The organism is Streptomyces sp. NPDC056361 (assembly GCF_042262805.1).
Classification (GTDB): Bacteria; Actinomycetota; Actinomycetes; order Streptomycetales; family Streptomycetaceae; genus Streptomyces.
Window position 1 is genome coordinate 1 of the sequence record NZ_JBHJQI010000114.1, and the last position, 15624, is coordinate 15624.

At 71.6% G+C, this 15624-nt stretch carries 15 protein-coding genes; 3 read left to right on the forward strand and 12 right to left on the reverse strand.

All coding sequences use genetic code 11. The features are described from left to right. Positions 1 to 47 precede the first annotated feature (47 nt). Complete coding sequence (gene ftsY / locus ACFCY7_RS29305) at positions 48 to 1262, reverse strand: signal recognition particle-docking protein FtsY (protein WP_376489071.1); 1215 nt, start codon at positions 1260 to 1262, stop codon at positions 48 to 50. 244 nt (positions 1263 to 1506) lie between these two features. On the opposite strand from ftsY, the gene ACFCY7_RS29310 reads away from it, so the two are divergent. Then, a complete protein-coding gene (locus ACFCY7_RS29310) occupies positions 1507 to 2478 on the forward strand; it encodes an LLM class flavin-dependent oxidoreductase (protein ID WP_376489072.1) in 972 nt (323 codons plus the stop codon). Between the two features lie 77 nt (positions 2479 to 2555). On the opposite strand, the gene ACFCY7_RS29315 is transcribed toward ACFCY7_RS29310, so the two are convergent. The 4 genes from ACFCY7_RS29315 to ACFCY7_RS29330 all read right to left on the reverse strand — a co-directional run bounded on the left by ACFCY7_RS29315 (position 2556) and on the right by ACFCY7_RS29330 (position 8843). Further along, a complete protein-coding gene (locus tag ACFCY7_RS29315; RefSeq protein WP_376489073.1) occupies positions 2556 to 3989 on the reverse strand; it encodes a sugar porter family MFS transporter in 1434 nt (477 codons plus the stop codon). Positions 3990 to 4169: 180 nt separating this feature from the next. Then, on the reverse strand, positions 4170 to 7787 hold the full coding sequence (gene smc, locus ACFCY7_RS29320; protein WP_376489074.1) for a chromosome segregation protein SMC: 3618 nt from the start codon (positions 7785 to 7787) through the stop codon (positions 4170 to 4172). Positions 7788 to 7953: 166 nt separating this feature from the next. Next, positions 7954 to 8172 carry a hypothetical protein gene (locus tag ACFCY7_RS29325; protein ID WP_015036455.1) on the reverse strand — a complete coding sequence of 73 codons (219 nt, stop codon included), beginning with the start codon at positions 8170 to 8172 and terminating at the stop codon, positions 7954 to 7956. Between the two features lie 389 nt (positions 8173 to 8561). Continuing rightward, positions 8562 to 8843: an acylphosphatase gene (locus tag ACFCY7_RS29330; protein WP_078905263.1), complete on the reverse strand. Its 282-nt coding sequence runs from the start codon at positions 8841 to 8843 to the stop codon at positions 8562 to 8564. A 180-nt stretch (positions 8844 to 9023) separates the two neighbouring features. On the opposite strand from ACFCY7_RS29330, the gene ACFCY7_RS29335 reads away from it, so the two are divergent. Then, positions 9024 to 9959, forward strand: a complete 936-nt coding sequence (locus tag ACFCY7_RS29335) for a CAP domain-containing protein (protein WP_376489075.1) — start codon at positions 9024 to 9026, stop codon at positions 9957 to 9959. Between the two features lie 88 nt (positions 9960 to 10047). On the opposite strand, the gene ACFCY7_RS29340 is transcribed toward ACFCY7_RS29335, so the two are convergent. Next, the gene (locus ACFCY7_RS29340; RefSeq protein ID WP_376489076.1) at positions 10048 to 10632 is read right to left on the reverse strand and encodes a flavodoxin family protein; all 585 of its coding nucleotides are present in this window, start codon (positions 10630 to 10632) and stop codon (positions 10048 to 10050) included. Between the two features lie 134 nt (positions 10633 to 10766). On the opposite strand from ACFCY7_RS29340, the gene ACFCY7_RS29345 reads away from it, so the two are divergent. Then, positions 10767 to 11153, forward strand: a complete 387-nt coding sequence (locus ACFCY7_RS29345; protein ID WP_376489077.1) for a winged helix-turn-helix transcriptional regulator — start codon at positions 10767 to 10769, stop codon at positions 11151 to 11153. Positions 11154 to 11235: 82 nt separating this feature from the next. Here the strand turns inward: ACFCY7_RS29345 and mutM are convergent, their stop codons facing one another. The 6 genes from mutM to coaD form a co-directional block, all read right to left on the reverse strand. Further along, positions 11236 to 12096, reverse strand: coding sequence for a bifunctional DNA-formamidopyrimidine glycosylase/DNA-(apurinic or apyrimidinic site) lyase (gene mutM / locus ACFCY7_RS29350; protein WP_376489078.1), 861 nt, complete (start codon positions 12094 to 12096; stop codon positions 11236 to 11238). Positions 12097 to 12209: 113 nt separating this feature from the next. Continuing rightward, positions 12210 to 13004 carry a ribonuclease III gene (rnc, locus tag ACFCY7_RS29355; RefSeq protein ID WP_376489079.1) on the reverse strand — a complete coding sequence of 265 codons (795 nt, stop codon included), beginning with the start codon at positions 13002 to 13004 and terminating at the stop codon, positions 12210 to 12212. 19 nt (positions 13005 to 13023) lie between these two features. Continuing rightward, positions 13024 to 13197 carry a 50S ribosomal protein L32 gene (gene rpmF / locus ACFCY7_RS29360; RefSeq protein ID WP_015036448.1) on the reverse strand — a complete coding sequence of 58 codons (174 nt, stop codon included), beginning with the start codon at positions 13195 to 13197 and terminating at the stop codon, positions 13024 to 13026. A 2-nt stretch (positions 13198 to 13199) separates the two neighbouring features. Next, a complete protein-coding gene (locus tag ACFCY7_RS29365; protein ID WP_376489080.1) occupies positions 13200 to 13925 on the reverse strand; it encodes a DUF177 domain-containing protein in 726 nt (241 codons plus the stop codon). Positions 13926 to 13980: 55 nt separating this feature from the next. Then, positions 13981 to 15012 carry a cell division initiation protein gene (locus tag ACFCY7_RS29370; RefSeq protein WP_376489081.1) on the reverse strand — a complete coding sequence of 344 codons (1032 nt, stop codon included), beginning with the start codon at positions 15010 to 15012 and terminating at the stop codon, positions 13981 to 13983. A gap of 110 nt (positions 15013 to 15122) precedes the next feature. After that, complete coding sequence (gene coaD / locus ACFCY7_RS29375; RefSeq protein WP_376489090.1) at positions 15123 to 15602, reverse strand: pantetheine-phosphate adenylyltransferase; 480 nt, start codon at positions 15600 to 15602, stop codon at positions 15123 to 15125. Positions 15603 to 15624 lie beyond the last annotated feature (22 nt).

Sequence of the window (15624 nt, forward strand, 5' to 3'; positions counted from 1 at the left end):
CCCTCGCCATCGAATGGCGAGGGCCCTTCCGCGTGCCGTGCGGGGCGTCAGTCGCCGATCAGGGCGTCGACGAAGGCACCCGGCTCGAAGGGGGCCAGGTCGTCCGGGCCCTCGCCCAGGCCGACCAGCTTGACCGGGACGCCCAGCTCGCGCTGGACGGCGATGACGATGCCGCCCTTGGCGGTGCCGTCGAGCTTGGTCAGCACGATGCCGGTGATGTCGACGACCTCGGCGAAGACACGGGCCTGGATCAGGCCGTTCTGGCCGGTGGTGGCGTCGAGGACGAGGAGGATCTCGTCGAGCGGGCCGTGCTTCTCGACGACCCGCTTGACCTTGCCGAGCTCGTCCATGAGGCCGGTCTTGGTGTGCAGCCGTCCCGCGGTGTCGATGAGGACGACGTCGGCGCCCTCGGCGATGCCCTCCTTGACGGCGTCGAAGGCGATCGAGGCGGGGTCGCCGCCCTCCGGTCCGCGCACGGTCCGGGCGCCCACGCGCTCGCCCCAGGTCTGGAGCTGGTCGGCGGCGGCGGCGCGGAAGGTGTCGGCGGCGCCGAGGACGACGGACTTGCCGTCGGCGACGAGGACACGGGCCAGCTTGCCGGTGGTGGTGGTCTTGCCGGTGCCGTTGACGCCGACGACCATGACGATGCCCGGGACGTCCGCGGGGCTGTCGGTCTTGACCGTGCGGTCGAGGTCGGGGCCGAGGAGCGCGACGAGCTCCTCGCGGAGCAGGCCGCGCAGCTCGTCCGGGGTGCGGGTGCCGAGCACCTTGACCCGCTCGCGCAGCCGCTCGACGAGCTCCTGGGTGGGGGCGACGCCGACGTCGGCGGTGAGGAGGGTCTCCTCGATCTCCTCCCAGGTGTCCTCGTCGAGGTGCTCGCGGGACAGCAGCGTGAGCAGCCCCTTGCCGAGCGAGTTCTGGGAGCGGGCGAGCCGGGCCCTGAGCCGGACGAGTCGGCCGGCGGTGGGCTCCGGGACCTCGATCTCGGGGGCGGTGGGGGCCTCGGGCTCCTCGACGACCGGAGCCTCGGGGGCCGCTTCGGTGGGGAGCTGGACCTCCTCGACCGTGCGGCGTGGTTCCTCCCGCGGCGTCTCCGCCTCCTCGCCGACGTGCGGTTCGGCGGGCGGAGCGGTGATGGTCGGCGTGGTGGACGGCGGCTCGGCCGGCGGCAGCTGCTTCTTCTTGCGACCGCTGATCACGAGCCCGCTCGTCACGGCGACCGCGACGACCAGAGCGATGACTACAGCAAGGATGAGTTCCATAACCTGACCAGTATCGGCCAAGAAGCGACCGGAGACGGAGCACTACGCTGCGTGGGTCCCCCGCGCCTGTACGGAGTACTCCCGATGGTGGCGGCCCCTGCTCCCCGGGTCCCCGGGTCCCGAGTCCCTGGGTCCCAGGTCCCAGGTCCCTGGGCCCCTTCGGGGTCCGCGCGGCCGTTCTCATCTGACGCCACGTCAGCTAACGTCCCCCCTCGCCGGTATCCCACGCGGAGGGGGACTCCCCATGCCCTTCACAGTCGTACGGTTCAACCTCGTCGATCCGCACGCGACCCCCGTCTCCCTCGCCGCCCGCTACCGGGCCGCCGTCGAGATGGCCGCCCACGCCGACGCGCACGGCGTCGACACGGTCCAGACCGAGGAGCACCACGGCGTCGCGAACAACTGGCTGCCCTCGCCCTTCGCCTTCGCGGGCGCGGTCTTCGGCGCGACCCGGCGGATCGCGGTCACCGTGTCGGCGATCATCGGGCCGCTGCACGACCCGCTGCGGCTCGCCGAGGACATCGCGGTCCTCGACCTGCTGAGCGGGGGCCGGCTGGTCACGGTGGCGGGGATCGGCTACCGGCCGGAGGAGTACGAGGAGCGGGGGGTCGACTGGGGCAGGCGCGGCCGGCTCCAGGACGAGCTCCTGGAGACCCTGCTCGCCGCCTGGACCGGCGAGCCGTTCACGTACCGGGGCCGTACGGTGCGGGTCACCCCGCGCCCCCTCACCCAGCCGCACCCGATGCTGCTCGTCGGGGGTTCGTCGCGGGCGGCGGCGCGGCGGGCGGCCCGGCTGGGGCTGCCGTTCTTCCCGAGCGCGCACCTGCCGGAGCTCGACGCGTACTACCGGGAGCGGTGCGCGGAGTACGGCACCGAGGGCTGGACGATGATGCCGGCCGAGGAGACCCCGCTGCTGCACCTGTCGGAGGACCCGGACCGGACCTGGGCGGAGTACGGGGAGCACTTCCTGCACGAGGCCCGGACGTACGCCTCCTGGCAGTCGAAGGACATCACCTCCGCGGTGCGGTCGACCGCGACGACGGTGCCCGAGCTGCGGGCGGAGGGGGTGTACCGGGTCGTGACGCCGGAGGAGTGCCTGGCACTCGGCCTGGAGAGCGTGGTGCTGCATCCGCTGTGCGGCGGGATGCCGGTGGAGGAGGGGTGGCGGAGCCTGCGGCTGTTCTGCGACGACGTGGTGCCGCGGCTCACGGCCTGAACGGAGCACTGCCCCGGCGCGGGGCACAGGGCCTCGGGCCGGGGCAGTTCCGTGGGTGAGGAGCGGGGCAGCGGGGTTTAGCCCATCTCCTCCAACGCCTTGCCCTTGGTCTCCTTGACGTACCTGAGCACGAAGGGGATCGAGAGCACGGCGAAGACCGTGTAGATGACGTAGGTGCCGGAGAGGTTCCAGTCCGCGAGGGACGGGAAGCTCGCGGTGATGGCCCAGTTGGCGATCCACTGGGCGGAAGCGGCGACGCCCAGGGCGGCGGCGCGGATCCGGTTGGGGAACATCTCGCCGAGGAAGACCCAGACGACCACGCCCCACGAGAGGGCGAAGAAGAGCACGAAGACGTGGGCGGCGACGAGCGCCACGACGCCCTGCGTCTCGGGCAGCTTGCCGTCGACGAGGTCGGCGGAGAAGGCCCACGCCTCGACGGCGAGGGCGACGGCCATGCCGACGGAGCCGACGAGCGCGAGCGGCTTGCGGCCGACCCGGTCGACCAGGACCATCGCGATCACGGTGCCGATGATGTTGATGATCGACGTGGTGAACGAGTAGAAGAACGAGCTCGACGGGTCGATGCCGACGGACTGCCAGAGGGTCGCGGAGTAGTAGAACGCGACGTTGATGCCGACGAGCTGCTGGAAGACCGAGAGGCCGATGCCGACCCAGACGATGGGCAGCAGCTTGTACGTGCTCCCCGCGACGAGCAGGTCCTTGAAGGTGGACTTGTGCTCGCTGCGCATGGCCCGGTCGATCTCGGCGACGCGGTGGTCGAGGTCGACGCCCTGGCCCTCGACCTCTGCCAGGACCTCCTTGGCGCGGTCGGTCTTCCCGACGGAGATGAGGAAGCGGGGGGACTCCGGGATCGCGAAGGACAGCATGCCGTAGAGGAGCGCGGGGACGACCATCACGCCGAGCATCCACTGCCAGGCCTCCAGGCCGCCGATCTCGCCGCGCTGGTCGCCGTCGGCGAGCTGGAGGATGCCGTAGTTGACGAGCTGGGAGATCGCGATGCCGATGACGATCGCGGCCTGCTGGAAGGAGCCGAGGCGGCCGCGGTAGGCGGCGGGTGCGACCTCGGCGATGTAGGCGGGGCCGATGACGGAGGCCATGCCGATGGCGAAGCCGCCGATGATCCGCCAGAAGGCCAGGTCCCAGAGGGCGAAGGGGAGCGCGGAGCCGACGGCGCTGACCGCGAAGAGCACCGCGGAGATCTGCATGCAGCGGATGCGGCCGATCCGGTCGGCGATCCGGCCGGCGGTCGCGGCGCCGATGGCGCAGCCGATCAGTGCGATGGCGATGACCTGGGCGAGGGTGCCGGAGCCGATGTCGTACCGGTCGCGGATCGCCTCGACGGCGCCGTTGATGACGGAGCTGTCGTATCCGAAGAGGAATCCGCCCATCGCGGCCGAGGCCGTGATGAAGATGACGTGGCCGAGGTGGTCCGGGTGGGCGGCTCGGCCTTCGGAAGGCGGCGGCGTGGGCGCCTGCGCGGTGTTGGTCACATGGACTCCTCGGTGGGGGGAAGCCCTTCCAGTGGCGCACAACTTCACGCCGCCCACCACGTGAAGGTAAAAGCAACGTTGCAGAGACTATGCCTTCAAGTTTCGAAGTCAATACCCGATGTCGTGTGACTTTAAGAGAGAGATCGAGGCTCATGCGTTCAAGACTTGAATGAGTGGTGTTCAGCGGAGCCGCTGGCTGATCACCTTCGAGACGCCGTCGCCCTGCATGGACACGCCGTACAGCGCGTCCGCGACCTCCATCGTCCGCTTCTGGTGGGTGATCACGATCAGCTGCGAGGACTCCTGGAGCTCCTGCATGATCCGGATCAGCCGCTGGAGGTTGGTGTCGTCGAGCGCCGCCTCGACCTCGTCCATCACGTAGAACGGACTGGGCCTCGCCTTGAAGATGGAGACGAGCAGCGCCACGGCCGTGAGCGACCGCTCGCCGCCCGACAGCAGCGACAGGCGCTTGACCTTCTTGCCCGGCGGCCGGGCCTCCACGTCCACGCCGGTGGTGAGCATGTTGTCCGGGTCGGTGAGGACCAGCCGGCCCTCGCCGCCCGGGAAGAGCCGCGAGAAGACGCCCTCGAACTCCCGGGCCGTGTCCCGGTACGCCTCCGTGAAGACCTGCTCGACGCGCACGTCGACCTCCTTCACGACCTGAAGCAGGTCGGTCCGGGTCTTCTTCAGGTCCTCCAACTGCTCCGAGAGGAACCGGTGCCGCTCCTCGAGCGCCGCGAACTCCTCCAGAGCCAGCGGATTCACCTTGCCGAGCTGGTGGTACGCCCGTTCGGCGGCCTTGAGCCGCTTCTCCTGCTCCGAACGGACGAACGGACGCGAGGCCGGGGCGGAGGCGCCCGACCCCGTTCCTTCCCGGTCCCGGTCGGTTCCGCCCCGGCCCTGATCGGTTCCGTTCCGGTCGGTTCCGTCCCGGTCGGTTCCGTCCTCCGCCGGCGACGCGGGGACGGGCTGGTCCGGGCCGTACTCGGCGACCAGATCGGCCGACTCGACGCCGAACTCCTCCAGGGCCTTCGCCTCCAGCTGCTCGATCCGCAGCCGCTTCTCGGCGCCGAGCACCTCGCCCCGGTGGACGGAGTCGGTCAGCTTGTCGAGCTCGGCCTTGAGGTCCCGGGCGCGGGTCCGGGCGGTCGTCAGCCCCTCCTCCCGGTCGGCCCTGGCGGCCTGGGCGGCCACCCGCTCCCGCTCGGCGCGGACCAGCGAGACCTCCACATGGGCGAGGAGCGTACGGGCGCCCGCGGCGACCGCGCCCGCGACCCGCTCCTCGTGGCGCAGCCTGGCCCTGCGCTGCTCGGCACGCACGCGTGCCTCCCGCTCGGCGCGGGCGGCCCGGTCGAGCGAGTCGGCCCGTCCGGCGAGCCCCTTGACCCGCTCCTCGTGGGTACGGACCTGGAGCCGCGCCTCCATCTCGGTCTGGCGCGCGTTGGATCCGTCGATGGCGAGGCGGTCCCGGACGGAGGTGTCGGGCTCGTCCTCGCCGTCCCCGTGGGCGGTGGCCTCCTGGGCGACGAGCAGGCGCTCGGCCAGCTCCTCGGCGTCGGCGGTGGCCTTCTCCAGGGCCTCCTGGGCGCGGGCGGCGGCCGCCGCCGTCCGCTCGGCCTCCCCCGCCGCTCCCCTGGCCTGGCCGGCGAGCCGGCCGAGCTGCTGGGCGACGGCGGACTTCTCGCGCTCGGCGGCGCGGCGGCGGGTGTCGAGCTCCTCGACGAGCGCCCCCGCGGTACGGCGCCGCTCGTCGGCCTCGCGCTGCCCGGCGGCCAGCTCCTCGCAGCGCACGGTCAGTTCGTCGAGTTCCGCGGCGGCCTCGGCCACCGAGGCCTGGACTTCGAGCAGGCTGGGCGCCCCGGCGGAGCCGCCCTGGGCGAAGTGGGCCCCGAGCAGGTCCCCTTCGGCGGTGACGGCGGTCAGCGCGGGCCTGGCCCTGACCAGTTCCGCGGCCTCGTCGAGATCCTCGACGACCACGACGCCGGCCAGCAACCTGCGGACGGCGCCCATGAGTTCGGCGGGGCCCCGGACCAGGTCCGCGGCCTGCCGCCCGCCGTCGGCGTCCGCGGCGGGGGCCGGCTCGGGGGCGCCGCTCAGGAGGAGCGAGGCGCGGCCCGCGTCCTGCTTGCGCAGCAGGCGGAGCGCGTCGGCGGCGGCGGAGGGTCCGGTGGCCGCGACCGCGTCGGCGGCGGCGCCGAGGGCGGCGGCGACGGGGACCTCGTATCCCGGGGTGACGGTGAGGAGTTCGGCGGCCGGGCCGAGGACTCCGGTGAGACCGGCGGCGAGGAGCGCGCCCGTGCCGTCCTTGCGGCGCAGGCCGAGGGCGAGGGTGTCGTGCCGGGCCCTGGTCGCGGCGCGGCGGCGCTCGGCGGTGCCCGCGGCTTCGCGGGTGGCGCTCAGCGCGGCCTCCGCCTCGGCCAGCTCGCGGCGGGCCGCCTCGTACCGCTCGGCGTGCTCGGTGTCCTCCGCGTCGAGGCCGTCGACCTCTGCCTTGAGCTGCTCGTACTCCTCCTGGGCGGCGGCGGCCCGCTCCCCCGCCTCGTCACGGGCGGCGGCGAGCCGGTCGATCTCGGCCTGGGCCGAGGCGGCGCGCGAGCGGGCCGCGTTGACCTGGCCGTGGAGCCGGGCGAGGCCCTCGCGCCGGTCGGCGATGGCACGGGCCAGGTCCTTGAGGCGCCGCTCCTCCGCCGTCAGCGACCGTTCCAGTTCGGCGCGGTGGGCGACCGTGTCCTCCAGGGCGCGTTCGGCCGCCTCCAGGGCGGCTTCGAGCTCCGCCTCCTGTTCGCGGACGCGGGCCGCCTCGCGTTCCAGGTCCTCCGGGTCGCGGCCGCGCCGCTCCTCGGCGGGTGCGGCGGTGGCGCTCTTCACGCGCGCGTCGGCCAGCGAGACGGTGCCGCGGACGCGCTCGGCGAGCTGGGACAGGGCGTACCAGCTCTGCTGGGCGCGCTCCAGGCGGGGAACGAGGGCGCGGGCCTCCGCTTCGAGGTCAGCCTCCCGGGCGAGCGCGGCGCGCAGTTCGGCCTCGGTGGCCTCCTTGCGGGCGAGCAGCGCCGCCTCGTCGGCGACCTCGGCCGTGAGGGCCCGCTGGAGGTGGACGAGGTCGTCGGCGAGGAGGCGGAGGCGCGCGTCGCGCAGGTCGGCCTGGATGACGACGGCCCGGCGGGCGACGGCGGCCTGCCGGCCGAGGGGCTTGAGCTGGCGGCGCAGTTCGTCGGTGAGGTCCTGCACGCGCGCGAGGTTGGCCTGCATCGCGTCCAGCTTCCGCAGCGCCTTCTCCTTGCGCTTGCGGTGCTTGAGGACGCCCGCGGCCTCCTCAATGAAGGCGCGGCGGCCCATCGGGTCGGCGTGCAGCACGGAGTCGAGCTGGCCCTGTCCGACGATGACGTGCATCTCGCGTCCGATGCCGGAGTCGGAGAGCAGGTCCTGGAAGTCGAGCAGCCGGCAGGTGTCGCCGTTGATCTGGTACTCGCTGCTGCCGCCCCGGAACATGATCCGGGTGAGGGTGACCTCGGCGTAGTCGATGGGCAGCGCGCCGTCGGAGTTGTCGATGGTCAGCGAGACCTCGGCGCGGCCGAGCGGCGGGCGCCCGGTCGTGCCGGCGAAGATGACGTCCTCCATCTTGCCGCCGCGCAGCGACTTGGCGCCCTGCTCGCCCATGACCCAGGACAGGGCGTCCACGACATTGGACTTGCCCGATCCGTTGGGTCCCACGACACAGGTGATCCCTGGTTCGAACCGCAGGGTGGTGGCCGATGCGAACGACTTGAATCCGCGGAGAGTCAGGGCCTTGAGGTGCACCCCGGGGACTCTACCGGGGCACCTGCGTTTCACCCGCGAAGGTGCAGGGCAGATCATCGGGTGAGGAGGGGTGGGACACGGGGGAAACGGCGGGTGAAAGAGAGAAGGGACGCCGAAGCGCCCCTTGCAAGGAGTGTTTCCCACCTGGCCCCTCGGGGCTGGGTTGTCAGGTGAGCGCAGGCTCCGCCTGGGGTACGTCGAGGTCGATGCTGTTCAGCAGCGACTCTCCCTGGTGCTGAGCGGCGGCAGCGGCGAGCGAGTCGTTCTCGGACTGAATCCGTACCAGCTCGGATTCGAGGTCCTGGACGCGCTGCTGAAGCCGTCGCATCTCGGCGAGGAGTCGCGGGTCGGAGCCGCCGACGTAACCGAGAAGCGCCTTTGCCATGATGGATGGTCCTCCACAATGAGTGACCGACCGTAGCGGTGTGGGTCGTGAGGGATTCGCACCCGCGGTGCTCGGCAGTACTGCTTGTCGTGCCGGTTCCACTGCCAAACAGCTAAGGTGCGCGGGGATTCCAGCGTCTCACCAAAAAGTTTGACGGTCAACACGATCACGCCCCGTTTGAAGGGCCGACCGAGGGGGCCACCACCGCTCGATACGCGGTGAGTCCTCGCAACTCGGTGCCTCAGGGCGTCGCGATCATCCTTAAGCCGCAGCCTTGCACGACGGGCGCGCATTGGCAACCACCAGGCGCTTTTCCCCTCGCGCGACCGTTACCGCGCGTCCGTCCGGCGCCCCTCTCGGTCACCGGACGGGGCGCCGGAGCGTCACGCTCAGCGGATGGCGAAGCTCTCGTAGCCGCCTCGCGGGGTGTCCCAGATCTCAGTGACGCCGTCCACGCGCCCGGGTGTGTCGGCGGAGTGCAGCCAGTCGAGCAGACGGTGGCAATTCTCACGCGGCCCCTCGGCCACCACCTGCACCCGGCCGTCGTCGAGGTTCAGGGCGAAGCCCACCAGGCCGCCGATCTCCAGTGCGTTTGCCCTGGTGAACCAGCGAAAGCCCACTCCCTGCACCCGGCCGCGTACCCAGGCAGTCATCCGTACGTCGTCGCTCATGACTGCACGCTAACGGGAGGTTTCCCTGTTGAGCACGCCGCCCCCTAGGTCCCATGGCGTACAGTCCCGACGAACACTCCTCACCCATTCGGGCGCGAGCCGTTCGACTGTCGAGCCGGAACGGTACCGACAGCAAAGATCAGCAAAGACCCGGCAAGGACCAGCAGGAAGGCAGAGCAGATGGGACGCCACCGTCGCTCCGGCGCCGCACCCGCCGCAGAAGACTACGCGGCCGGTTCGGGCCGCCGGCACCCGGGGGCCCGCCGCAGGCGGCCCGTGCGCACCGGACTGCTCGGCGCCTCCGCGGCGGTCGCCGTCGGCGCCGTCGCCGTCGCCTCCGGCCTGCTGCCCGGCGGCGACACCTTCACGATCGGCAGCGCCAGCAGCAGCGAGCAGCGGACCCAGCAGTCCCGCCAGGCCCCGGAGCTGACCACCCAGGGCGGCGCCACCCAGACCCCCGCCCTCGCATCGGGCGGCACGGGCACCACCGGCGGCGGGGCCTCCCCGTCGGCGACCCCGTCCGCGAAGCCGAGCCCGAAGGCCACCCCGAAGCCCACCCCGACCCCGTCGAAGACGACGAAGGCCGCCGTGAAGCCGACGCCGTCCAAGACCCCGGCCGCACCCGCGACGAAGGCTCCCACGAAGAAGGCGCCCGTGAAGAAGGCGCCCGCTCCCGAGCCGGCCCCCACCACGGCGGCGCCCACCGAGAAGGCCGCCGTCACCTCCACCGCCGACCGCGGCCAGGCCGCCGAGGCCGAGGTCCTCCGCCTCGTCAACACCGAGCGCGCCAAGGTCGGCTGCACCCCCGTCCGCTCCGACGCCCGCCTCGCCTCGCTCGCCGGCGCCTTCAGCGCCGACATGGCCAACCGCGGCTTCTTCGACCACACGGACCCCGACGGCGACACCCCCTGGGCACGCGCCCAGCAGGCCGGCATCACCGGCATGGGCGGCGAGAACATCGCCCGCGGCCAGGTCGACGCCGCCGCCGTCATGACCTCCTGGATGAACAGCGACGGCCACCGCGCCAACATCCTCAACTGCGACTTCACCACCCTCGGCGTCGGCGTCCACTTCGCCGACGGCGGCCCCTGGTGGACCCAGGACTTCGGCTACTGAGCCGGACGGCCCCCGGGACCCGTACGCGAAAGGGCCCCGTCACCTTCGTGGTGGCGGGGCCCTTTCGCGTATGGGTGGGGAGGGGAGGTCAGGCGGCGGCCTTGCCGGCGGCGAAGGTGCGGGCGGTGAGGGCGACGCGGCGGCCGAGGTGTTCGGCGGTGGCGACGTCGGCCTTGTGGACGCCTTCGGGGCCGAGGTCGGTGTGGGTCTGGGCGCCGGCGCCGGCGAAGAAGCCGAGGCGGTTGAGGTCGTTCTCGGAGGCCTCGCTGCTGTTCCAGCCGGGCTTCAGGCCGAGGTTGACCCAGGTCATGCCGTGCTGGCCGGCGAGGGTCTGGAAGAACTGCAGGGTGTGCAGCTTGTCGCCGCTCTTGGAGCCGGAGTTGGTGAAGCCGGCGGCGAGCTTGTCCAGCCAGGCGTCGGTGAACCAGCGCTTCGAGGTGTCCTCGGCGAACTTGTGGAAGGCGCCGGAGGCGGTGCCCATGTAGGTCGGGGAGCCGAAGACGATCGCGTCGGAGGCGTCGAGGAGCTCCCACTCGGCGTCGGTGATCCCGTCGACGTTGATCAGGTGGACGGTGGCGCCCGTGTCGGCGGCACCGGCGCGGACGGCCTCGGCCAGGACGGCGGTGTGGCCGTAGCCGGAGTGGTAGGCGATGGAGACGACGGGGGTGGTCACAGCGGGCTCCTCGGAAAGGCTCGAAAAGGTCAGCGGGGCAACGACCAGAAGTAGAGCACTAACTTTTGGAAAGCGCAAGCGACTGGATAGCGCCCTCATGGCAGTAAGCGCTGCGCGGGAGTACGGTGGGGGGCATGACTGACGACCTCGCCTACGACGTGTTCGCGCGCGCCTGCCCCTCCCGCGGCACGCTGGAACACGTGACGGGCCGCTGGGGCAGCCTGACCCTGGCCGCCCTGCACGACGGGACGTTCCGCTTCAACGAGCTGCGGCGGCGGGTCGACGGCGTGAGCGAGAAGATGCTGTCGCAGACCCTGCACGCCCTGGAGCGCGACGGCCTCGTCCACCGCGAGGCGCAGCCCGTGAACCCGCCCCGGGTCGACTACCGGCTCACCCCGCTCGGCCGCGAGATCGCGGAACGGCTCATGGGCCTGATCCAGCTGGTCGAGGGCCGCATGCCGCAGGTCGAGGCGGCGCGGGAGAACTACGACACGGAGCGCGCGGCCACGGTCACCGCCTGACGGCCTTACACCCGCCGCTCGACGCCCGTTTCCTCCGGGCCGTTACGGCGTTACGGCATTACGCCGTTGCCCCGTCGCCTTGTTACGCCGTCGCGCGCGGTGGGCGCTGGCAGCGGGGGCAGAAGTAGCTGGAGCGGTTCATCCAGGCGCGGCGGCGCATGGGGGTGCCGCAGCGGTGGCAGGGCTCGTCCTCGCGCCCGTAGGCGTCGAGCGAGCGGTCGAAGTAGCCGGACTCGCCGTTGACGTTCACGTACAGGCTGTCGAAGCTGGTGCCGCCGACCGCGAGCGCCGCGTTCATCACGTCGCGGACGTGCCCGAGGAGCTCGGTCGAGCGCGGCCGGGTCAGGGTCGCCGTGGGCCGGTCGTAGTGGAGCCGGGACCGCCAGAGCGCCTCGTCCGCGTAGATGTTGCCGACGCCGCTGATCAGCGACTGGTCGAGCAGCGCGCGCTTGATCGTCGTACGGCGCTGCCGCAGCGCGGTACGGAAGGCGTCGTCGTCGAACTCGGGGTCCAGCGGGTCGCGGGCGATGTGCCCGATGACGTCGGGGAGCCCTTCCGGGGTCTGGTCGTGGAGCGAGAGCCCGCCGAAGGTGCGCTGGTCGACGAAGCGGAGCTCGGTGCCGGCGGAGTCGTCGAAGCGGAGCCGGATGCGGAGGTGCTTCTCGTCCGGGGCGTCCTCGGGCTGGACGAGGAGCTGGCCGCTCATGCCGAGGTGTCCGAGCACGGAGGTGCCGGTGTCGGCGAGCGGAAGCCAGAGGTACTTGCCGCGGCGGCGCGCCACCTCGAACCGCTGCCCCTTCAGCCGGGCCGCGAAGTCCTCGCCGCCCGCCGGATGGCGCCGTACGGCCCTGGGGTGCAGCACCTCGACCTCGGTCACGGTCCGTCCGGCGACCCAGCGCTCCAGACCGCGCCGTACGACCTCGACCTCGGGCAGCTCGGGCACGGGGACTCCTCCGGACGTCTTCGACAGCGCCTCAACCCTACCGGCGTGCGCGCGGCGGAATGACGAGAACCCCGCCCTGGGGCGGGGTTCTCGGGAAGCGGTGGGCCGGGCCGTCAGGCCGACGCCGGGTGGGCGGTCGGAGAGGGGTCGGCGACCTCTCCCGTACCCGCCTCGGCAGCGGCCTTCGCCGCCGCCGCGCGTTCGTCCGCGGCCGCGCGAATCTCGCGCCACGCGGACTCGGCTGCCTGCTGCTCCGCTTCCTTCTTGCTGCGGCCGGTGCCGGTGCCGTACGAGACACCACCGACGCGGGCGGCAGCCGTGAAGACCTTCTCGTGGTCCGGGCCCTCTTCGGTGACGAGGTACTCCGGCACGCCCAGGCCCTCGGCCGCGGTGAGCTCCTGGAGGCTGGTCTTCCAGTCCAGGCCGGCACCGAGGTTCGAGGACTTCTCGATCAGCGGGTCGAAGAGCCGGTGCACCAGCTCGGACGCCGCTTCGAGGCCCTGGTCGAGATAGACCGCGCCGATCACCGCTTCGAGGGTGTCGGCGAGGATGGACGCCTTGTCCCGGCCGCCCGTGCCCTCTTCGCCCCGGCCGAGCCGGATGAAGGAGCCGAGTTCGAGGCCGCGACTGACTTCCGCCAGCGCACGAGAGTTGACCACCGCGGCCCGCAGTTTGGCCAGCTGGCCTTCGGGCAGGTCAGGGTGGGTGCGGTACAGCGTGTCCGTGACCACCAGGCCGAGCACCGAGTCCCCGAGGAACTCGAGACGCTCGTTGGTGGGCAGACCGCCGTTCTCGTACGCGTACGAGCGATGCGTCAGCGCACGCACCAGAAGGGCGGACTCGAGCTGATAGCCGAGCCGCCCTTCCAGAAGCGTGTGGGACGAGGCTGCGCTGATGTTCTCAGACATCGTGCCTCTCACCAGCCACTCAGACCGAGAGGACCTGGCGCTTGTTGTAGGTGCCGCAGCTCGGGCACGCGATGTGCTGCAGCTTCGGCTCCTGGCAACGCTCACACGAAACCAGGGTGGGGACCGCAGCCTTCCACTGCGACCGGCGGTGGCGCGTGTTGCTGCGCGACATCTTCCGCTTCGGAACAGCCACGGCTACTTCTCCTGCTTCTCGGCGGCGCTTCGGACGTCCCCGTCAGAGGCTTTGCCGCTCATGTTGTCCTTCTCATCGGTTCCCAGCGAACCGGCGAGTCCCTGCAGTGCCGCCCAACGAATGTCGACGGCGTCATGGTGGTGGTCCGGGTTCTCGTTCAGGTTGGCCCCACAGTCGGAGCACAGACCCGCACAGTCCTCCCGGCACACCGGCTGCATCGGCAGTGCGAGCACCACCGCATCACGCAGCACGGGTTCGAGGTCGAACATGCCGTCCTCGAGGGGGATCATGTCCTCGTCGTCCTCGGCTTCGTCGTCCGCGGCCGCCTTGGAGCGGCCCCGGTCGTCGGAGTCGGGGTACGAGAACATCTCCTGGAAATCCACGTCGAGATCAAGCTCGACGGGCTCCAGACACCTTACGCACTCCCCCTCGGCCGATGCACGGGCGGTGCCTGTGACAAGCACCCCTTCCATGACCGACTCAAGACGGAGATCGATGTCCACCGGAGCGCCCTCGGGCACTCCGATCACTCCTTCGACGCCGAGGGCCGTGGGGGCCTCGACCGAACGCGAGATCCGCTGGAGGGCGCCAGGACGCCGCCCCAGCTCGTGCGTGTCGAACACGAGGGGGTTGCGGTGGTCGAGGCGCGTGCTCAGGGCTCTTCCTGCTTTCGGATCGTTCTCGACGTGAGGAGGCTGCCGGACGTGGGCAGCAAGGATCGCGGGCATACGCGCGACCGAAGAGCCAGGATACTGGACGCTTCGCTCAGGGCCCAATCCGGGGCTAGTGCCCCTGTTCGTACCGGCGGAGCTGCTCCAGGTCGATCATGCTCGTGTCGAAGAAGCTGGTCTCGTCGAGCGCGGCGGCCTGCTGGGGCTGCTGGGGCTGGGCCTGGGGGGCGTACGCCTGCTGCTCGTAGCCGTACTGGCCCTGGTACGCGTACGGGTCGGGCTGCTGGTACGCGTAGGGGTCCTGCTGCTGGTAGCCGTAGGACGGGTCCGGCTGGGGCTGCTGCTGGTAGCCGTACGGATCGGGCTGCTGCTGGGCGGGGATCTGCGCCGGGGGCTGGACCTGCGCCGGCTCGGGGTCGGCGAGCTCCGCGAGACCGGCCAGGTAGTCGGCGTCGCTGGTGTGCACCGGGCCGCCGAGGCCGTCCTGGGCGGCCATGTGCTCGCCGAGGTCGTCCGTGGCGATCCGGCCGTGCAGCTTCTGCCGGCCGCGGCCGACCGCCTCCAGGGTCTTGCTGAGCACCGCCTCGAACGCGCCGAGCTTGGCGTCCACGTACTCGTCGGCCCGCTGGATCAGGGTCTGCGGGTCGGCGCTGTACTCCGGGGCGTCCGGGTCCGCGTAGCCGTCCCGGTCGAGACCCGGGCCGCGGCCGAGGAGCTTCTCGCGGCCCCGGTCGACGGAGCCGATGGTCTTGTTGAGGACGACCTCGAAGTTGGCGAGCTTGGAGTCGACGTAATCGTCGGCCTCGGCCTTGACCTCCTCCGCCTCGCGGCGGGCCTCGGAGAGGATCCGGTCGGCCTCCTCCTGCGACTGCCGGGCGACCTGGGTGTCGGAGACGATCGAGCCCCGCTCGGCGTGGGCGGCCTCGATGATCCGGTCCGCCTCCTGGCGGGCCTGCTCGACCAGCTGCTCACGGCCGCCGATCAGCTCCTGGGCCTGGGCGAGGGAGCCGGGCAGGGCCTCCCGCACCTCGTCGAGCAGGGCGAGCAGCTCGGCCCGGTTGACCACGCAGGATGCCGACATGGGCATGGAGCGGGCGCCCTGTACGGTCGCGACGATCTGGTCGAGCTTCTTCTGCACGTCCACCGGGTGCTCGCCACTCTCTACAGCTGGATGGAGACGGACGGGACGACTTTAAGGGCAGTCGGCTCCCGTCCGACACCAGGTGACGGAGCGTCAGCGGCGGTGGCCGCGCGTCACTTCGCGGTCAGCCGCTCGGACAGCCGGCCGAGGACCGCCGGGGGGACCAGGTGGGAGACGTCGCCGCCCCAGGCCGCGACCTCCTTGACCAGCGAGGAGGAGAGGAAGCTGTAGGTCGGGTTGGTGGGGACGAACAGCGTCTCCACGCCCGTCAGGCCGATGTTCATCTGGGCCATCTGCAGCTCGTAGTCGAAGTCGCTGACCGCGCGCAGGCCCTTGACGATGGCGGGGATGTCGCGCTGCTTGCAGAAGTCGACGAGGAGGCCGTGGAAGGACTCCACCTCGACGTTGCCGAAGTCGGCGGTGACCTCGCGGATCAGCTCGATCCGCTCGTCGACCGTGAAGAGGCCCTTCTTCGACTGGTTGATCATCACCGCGACGTGCACGACGTCGTACAGCTTGGAAGCGCGGGCGATGATGTCGAGATGTCCGTTGGTGATGGGGTCGAATGACCCCGGACAGACGGCGCGGCGCAACGTGGGTCCCTCGCTCTCCGGT